General features: G+C 42.2%; 6 protein-coding genes and 3 pseudogenes. All 9 read right to left on the bottom strand.

From position 1 onward, the window contains the following. Positions 1-451 precede the first annotated feature (451 nt). Positions 452-796, bottom strand: a pseudogene (locus PT964_RS26650) (response regulator); the annotation flags it as partial. A gap of 156 nt (positions 797-952) precedes the next feature. Next, positions 953-1183: pseudogene (locus PT964_RS26645) on the bottom strand (MerR family transcriptional regulator); the annotation flags it as partial. 362 nt (positions 1184-1545) lie between these two features. Further along, positions 1546-2017 (bottom strand): annotated as a pseudogene (locus PT964_RS26030) (transposase); the annotation flags it as partial. A gap of 55 nt (positions 2018-2072) precedes the next feature. Then, on the bottom strand, positions 2073-2408 hold the full coding sequence (locus PT964_RS26025; RefSeq protein WP_274366275.1) for an HIT domain-containing protein: 336 nt from the start codon (positions 2406-2408) through the stop codon (positions 2073-2075). A gap of 88 nt (positions 2409-2496) precedes the next feature. Continuing rightward, positions 2497-2871: a helix-turn-helix domain-containing protein gene (locus tag PT964_RS26020; protein WP_274366274.1), complete on the bottom strand. Its 375-nt coding sequence runs from the start codon at positions 2869-2871 to the stop codon at positions 2497-2499. Positions 2872-2992: 121 nt separating this feature from the next. Continuing rightward, positions 2993-3346 (bottom strand): hypothetical protein, encoded by a 354-nt coding sequence (locus PT964_RS26015; RefSeq protein ID WP_274366273.1) that lies wholly within the window; start codon positions 3344-3346, stop codon positions 2993-2995. Positions 3347-3822: 476 nt separating this feature from the next. Further along, positions 3823-4239 (bottom strand): hypothetical protein, encoded by a 417-nt coding sequence (locus PT964_RS26010; protein WP_274366272.1) that lies wholly within the window; start codon positions 4237-4239, stop codon positions 3823-3825. Between the two features lie 172 nt (positions 4240-4411). Further along, complete coding sequence (locus PT964_RS26005) at positions 4412-5629, bottom strand: MFS transporter (protein WP_274366271.1); 1218 nt, start codon at positions 5627-5629, stop codon at positions 4412-4414. A gap of 66 nt (positions 5630-5695) precedes the next feature. Further along, complete coding sequence (locus PT964_RS26000) at positions 5696-6271, bottom strand: TetR/AcrR family transcriptional regulator (protein WP_274366270.1); 576 nt, start codon at positions 6269-6271, stop codon at positions 5696-5698. Positions 6272-7025 lie beyond the last annotated feature (754 nt).

The following is a 7025-nucleotide window of genomic DNA, read 5'->3' as shown; positions in this document are numbered from 1 at the left end:
AAAATTAATCAGCAAAAAGTGTTCAATTTTACTTGACGGCTACAGGTGACTAACGAACGTGGTATGGCTATGGCAATGCGGGCAAACCAGTCCGTCTCTAGGCTTTTGCTCTTGAAGTTCATTAATCACTCGGAAAGGATCTGCCGCACTTTTGGTTTGACCATAAGAAAACCGCCCTGGTTGAAAAGGCGGTTTATTGATCTATCGTACCCGTTAGTGGAGCAAAACCCCATTCGTTAGAATAGGGGTTCGTTATTTAGGACTGATATTGCATGATCTCTTTTATTTCTTCACGAGTGCGTTCGTCATACTCCAGAGTGCAAAGTTGAAGCACTTTTGAAATCATTTCTTGTGACAATGCTTCTTTATTTGTGTTGTCTTCTCCGAATTCTTCTTTTATTGCTTGGAATATTTGTTTGTTAAAAGTAACATTTCCATCGTATATCCTAATTAATGCATCAAGAATGGTTTCTTCTTGGAATGGTTTTACTACAAAGTCTCTCGCTCCTTGTTCAAGTATATCAAAAATTACAGGCAAGAAGCCTTTAGCGGATAAAGCCAATATCTTAGCGTCTTTGTCGATCTCCTTTATTTTTTTCGTTGCAGTTATGCCGTCCATTATAGGCATATTAATATCCATGATAACAATGTCTGGTTTTTCATAAGCAAACTTGTCAACAGCTTGTTGACCATTCTCCACCTTCACAACGAGATAACCATGCTTTTCTAAGATTTCACTCAGAATTTGTCGCATAAAGGGTACATCATCAACTACCAAAATCTTCTTGGTACTCATTCCCTTTTCATCTCTTTCTATCTCATCTATTCTTCGATTAACAGAAGCGACTGTCTTCTCAAGAGCGTTTTTTTCAATCTCAAGTTGTTGAAGCCTTGCACTAAAGGCTAGTTTTAAACGCTGTCTGTCCAAATACGCTCCATTATGTAGTAGTTCTCTGATGGCGTCTAAGCTGAACCCATATTGCTTAAGTTCAATTCTTAATAATAGTTGGCTAACTTGTTCTTTTGAATAGTACCTGTATCGGTTACTCTCTTCAACGTGTACGGGCTTTAGCAAGCTAATTTCGTCATAATACCTTAGTGCATCCACTGATGTTTTAACGATTTTCGATATTTCGCCAATGGTATACACCAAATCCCCCCTTCCAATATGTTCCTCCGACATTGACCATGATAAACCCTCGGGTAACTCCAAGGTCAAGCAATGTTTCATATTTGTTATGAATTAGAAGGTTTCATTTCGTATCAATTCTTAGATAGACACAGCCTCACAGGAACAAAAACGTTTTGAAGGGGATTTTTGGTTTCTAGGGCTAGAAAAGCTTAACCCCCAATAACCAACGTAATCCAGAAAATGGTGAATGATCAATATATAAGGTCGCACTCAATGGATCTCCACATCTTCTCATGGAGGTCAACCCTCCCATTTCTCAAAGAGTCATCGCTTCCAAATTCCTTCGTTCAACCTTTCCATGAGGTGGATGTCGATGATGCTGCCCGACAGGGTCATTGCCCGTAGTGGAAAAACTAAGCAGCGCTTGCAAAGGAAGTTACACCCATGTGTTGAATATCGCTCAACCTCTTTTCTTCGCTAAACTGACATTGTTTTTCCCCATGGCAAATAGGATTCGAATTAGCTTGTTACATAGCGTAATTAACGATTGCATCTTCTTTAACGGATTATCCTTGCGCTGCGTCTAATACTGATGCAGCGCTTTGAATGCAGCGTTTTTAGCGACTAACGGCATGAGTACCCTGAAGAGAAGAGCCCTAAGTTTCTTCCTACCTCTCTTCATGTGTACTCGATGAGCTCTCCTTAAGGTTGAGCCCCGCAAGCTTCATGATCTGCCTTGGGTGGGAATACTTGCTTAAATCCCCCTCCCTCTGCAAAAAAGCCTGAGATCGTATCTCTCCCAATCCCTTGGATCGCCAGCATCTGCTCAACCCCAGGAATTTGAGCGAGAAGTTGGTCCATCCTAGAATCGAGATCTTCTAATCTCTGTCGAAATGCGATGGATCGTCTTTATCGCTCGCTCTTGCACCATAGCTTAGTCTCAGTTCTTGTTCAAAGGTTGACCAAAAACCACATGAAAATGAAGATGTTTTGAATCTTGATATTTCCCTAAGTTTGTTATTACTCTGCAAGCACCATGTTCTGAAACGATCTGGGAAGCTACCTTCTTTACAACATCCAAAAGCTCAATTAACAGGGCATTATCCCCATCTTCTAAAGTAATTAATGATGGAATATGTCTTTTCGGAATTGCCACAATATGTACTGGATAGAATGGACGTGTATGATGGTAGGCGAGTACATTATCGGTTTCAAATACCTTCTTTACAGATGTTCGTCCACTTAGTACCTCTTCGCAATAAAAATCTTCCGACATATGTAGTTTACCTACCTTCATGTTTTCCTTATTTTAACGCACGTTTTAACATTCGTACCCTGTTAGCGTAATGCAAATCAGACAAACATCAGTTTAATATATCTCCGTTAACAAAATACTCCCTTTTTTGACTACTAACATCTTTCAGCCAATTAAAAATTGCATCACGACTAATGTAAATCTTTTTGTTCAAAGTGAAATAGGGAAACATCTCACCACTAAAGGAACCCGTACTTTCTAGTTTCTTCTTCTCTGAATTAATAATTGTCAGTATTTCTTCTTCACTTATATTTAGATATCGAGCGGTCTCTTCAATTGTCATAAGTACACTGCCTTGGTTGTTGCTTACCTCATTAGAATAAACTTCTTTAAATGGTTCATTACTACTCGTAACAAAACTTGCTATAACAATCGAAGTTCCGATTATTAGTGCACCAATAACGATACTTATACTGCTTTTCATGTGACAATTCCCCTTTAAATTGATACTACACTGATTAATTCATAACACGATAATTCCCCGATCATTCCCTATCTATATACGTTTCCAAAGATTAGGTAGTTGCGCTAATCTGCCCGTTACTTCAATGAACAAAAAAGGAGCTGCAAAAAGCAACTCCAGCACATAAGTAATCTAATAGCGAAATCCATAATGCTTGGCGTTCTTGAAACTGCATTTCGTATTCTGTAATTTTGAAGCCATCTTCATCTTGCGTGATAACCTTTATGTAATTGCTGTTGTTAGCATTAATAATCCAGACAGTGTTTTCATCAATTCGCACCGTGGAAATTGGTTCTTCTATCGGATGATATGGTATTCCAGATACGTTGACTGAATATAGATTGCTAAGAATTGATGTCAAACTGTTAACTGCCCATATTGATAAAACTGTAATCCATATCATAATTAAAATAGCGACCCCCTTATTATTAACCAAATGACCCGTCTCCCTTATAGTTTTTCTTCCAAGCCGTACTACGCAAATCTGCCCTCTAGTTCAGCGGTATGCAAATAGGCAATGAGTCGGTTTCAATGCTTATCACCGTTAGCGGAACAAAGGGGCTAATAGTAATGTTAATCCTATAAGAGCAAATATCCCCGACCAGATTCTGCTCAGTATGAACTCTGAGTAACTTTCCAAAAATAATAAGGGTTTTTGGTTGCAGTCCAAATACACAGGAACACAATCACTGTCCATGAGAGCACATTAACAAACGGCGGCATCCCCATACGAGTTAACCGCTTCAGCAAAGTCTCCTTAAGTTATCGAAATGGGATAATATGGGTTGCGTAAACACTCCTTTTATTGAACTATGCTGCCCTTGAGTTGAGCGTTCCACTGAGAATGCAGAAAAGTGGTGGATCGGATCCACCGCAGCGCTCTTGTTACCCGTTAGCGCTATCAAGGTTTTTTTAAACAACGCGATCATTATTCAAATCAACAAAAGATCGGACTAAAAAAATACCAGCCAAAATGTTTAAAGCTGTAACTACTTCTATTCGGGAAAAGGCATTGAGCAAGGGATGTGGTCCAAACACTATTGTCAGATCTGCTGGAAAAAACGATAATGTAAGCAATATTAAGAATATTCCTAATAATATCCAATTCATCTTAATTAAACGGTGTTTGAATAAAACAATAACACTATTTCCTTCAATCACTACTCCAAGAAGCAAATAAAGGCCTTTTAATAACACCCAGTACAACATCCATGAAGGGGCCATGATTTCGAATTTTAATTTGGCGATTTCATGTACAAACCCGGTTAAATAAATAATTACTAAGGCCAATAAAGAAATCAAAATCGTTGTATTTCTAATTAGTATCACCCTTTCGAGTTATGTCCTGTTATGTTTACTTTACGTCCCCAAAACTTGGAAGTTGCGTTATTCTGCCCGTTAACGTATTGAAGCCACCGATCGAACGGCGGCCTCGTCCTTGTTGCTTACAAGCTCTTGTTCTCCGTTAGCTTAGAACGTGTGGATTACTCAACTGTGCACCTCAATCAATGAGATTTTCCTTCCTAAATCTCGAAAACTCCGTCGCATAATACGCCATGGCGATGGCCGGTAAGGCGATTCCGATCAGCAGTGCCGCCTCCCAGCCCCCCGTTGCGTAAGCCCATCCCCCTGCCGCTGAGCCGATAGCGCCCCCTAAAAAGAAAATGGCCATATACAAACCGTTAAGCCTACTGCGAAATTCCGCTCCTAAAGAGAAAATCACCCGCTGCCCGAGAACCATGTTGGCGGAAACCCCCATGTCAAGTAAAATCGCCGCAACTACGAGGATGGGGACTGCGAGTGCAGAACTTGATGGAACCAGCAAGGGAAGCAGCCCGGAAAAGATGACGATGACCAATGCCCATCCCGTAGCCGGGCGAACCCATCCACGGTCTGCCATACGGCCCGCCGCTGGCGCTACAATTGCCCCCATTACCCCGACTAATGCGAACAGAGCGACCTCCTTCTGAGTGAAAAGGAACGGCGGACTTGTCAATACCAACGGAACTGTAGTCCAAAACAAACTGAACGTTCCGAATACACAAGCATGATAAATTGCCCTCCGGCGCAATGCCGGTGTCGCCTTCAGCAGATGCAGCATGGAGTGCAGCAGCGCCGGGTAAGCTGTAACGGTCGAAGGCTTCCTTGAGGGTAGTGCCTTTGCCAATACAAGAGCCAGCCCGAAAATCAATGCCGCGGAGATGAAATATATGGCGCGCCAGCCCAAATACTCCGCCACCAAGCTTGAAATAGGACGCGCGAGCATAATCCCCAGAAGCAGTCCGCTCATGACGTTGCCCACATTGCGACCGCGCACGGCTTCAGGCGAAAGATGAGCCGCGTACGGCACAAGGATTTGTGCTGCTACGGAACCTGCTCCGATCACGAGTGAAGCGGTGAGGAACAGGATAGCGCTTTTGATTACAGCGGCAATTGTCAAAACAGCGGCTGTAAGAAGCAATGATGAAAGGATCAACTTACGATTTTCCAGGATGTCTCCCAACGGTACGATAAATAACAAGCCGATCCCGTAGCCGACTTGAGTCAACGTAACGATGAGTGCGGCAGCCCCGGAGGAGAGCCCGATGGTCGAACCGATCGAGCCTATCAATGGTTGAGCATAATAAAGATTTGCCGCTATGATACCGCAAGCGGCTGCCAGGATAAAAATCAGCGATGGCGAAACCGATTTTTCCGTTGGAATGGAAGCTGAATGCATAGAAGGTCCCCTTTGTTCACCAGAAATTTTCTGGAACAATCGTTCCGGAATGTGCAAAAAAAAGTTTTATAGCATTTCCATCACCATGTCTAACATCTGCTGCATCTTGCTGCGGTCACCCTGCACCTTCGCAACGATATTTATACTATGATTCAGGTTTGAGAGCAGATAAGATAAAGTCTTGATATCTTTCTCAGGCATGATTTCTCCCGTCTCCTGACCTTTGCGCAGCAGTTCGTAGAAGGATTTCTCCAACTCGTCAAACCGATCCCTGATCAACGCATTCAGTTGCTCATCTGGCGAATCCATGCCGACTGCTGCATTAGTAATGAGACAGCCCTTCGGCGACTCGCCGTCCAAGGCGGAATCGATGTGTATCTCGAAGTACTGCCGGATTCCCGATTTTGCGGATGTCGCATTGACGAGGATGTCCCGTTTGGCTTGCTTCCACTTCTTGTACCAGTTGATCGCCTCGATATAAAGCGTTTGTTTGTCCCCGAACGTTTCGTACAGACTTGATCTGCTAAGATCCATAGCTTCCAGCAAATCGGGAATGCTTGCCGCTTCGTAGCCCTTCTTCCAAAAAACGAGCATCGCTTTATGAAGCACCGCTTCTTTATCAAACTCTTTGTAGCGTCCCATGGTTCTCCCTCCGTTTCCGTAAGTACAGTATAATTTTTTTCGGAACGATAAGTCCAGTATTTTCTGCAGATATGAAAGTTAGCTCAGGCTGGGATAAGATGGATTACAGACTTTTAAGTGAAATTAGTGGACCTCTGCTTTTCGATCACCAGTTTCTAATGAATAGCATTTGCTAGGTATTAGAGTAATCTGCCCGATATTTGAGCGAACATATGCAGCAACAGAAAAAAGCGATGGATCGCTTCCATCGCTAGATCTTGACAACCTATTTGAATAGTTGGATTATCCAACGAAGTTTGTTTTCCTCTTTTTGGTTTAATCTGTNAAAAGCGATGGATCGCTTCCATCGCTAGATCTTGACAACCTATTTGAATAGTTGGATTATCCAACGAAGTTTGTTTTCCTCTTTTTGGTTTAATCTGTCCGTTTGTTGAGCGTGCAGCTCGCCAACAACATTATAAAAAGCGATAGATCGATTCTCTCGCTTTGCTCTATTATCCGTTAGAACTCCAGAAACGCAAAAATGCGGTGGGTCGGTTCCATCGCCGCACACTCGTACACGTTAGCTTAATCATTTATTGCACCCCAACTAGAACAAACGATTTTATATATTTATCATTTCCCAGTTATTTATTACATACCAAAGTTGAAATGAAATAGTAACTAGATAACTGACATTAACTAGGAAGCAAATTTTAAGACGATTTTAGGGAGCGTCAAGAAGTTTGTGTAAGGCGGTAGGGCTATCCATCGG

Origin of the sequence: Paenibacillus thermotolerans (assembly GCF_028745515.1) — a bacterium.
Classification (GTDB): Bacteria; Bacillota; Bacilli; order Paenibacillales; family YIM-B00363; genus Paenibacillus_AE; species Paenibacillus_AE thermotolerans.
This window is presented reverse-complemented; position numbering and strand designations above follow the sequence as displayed.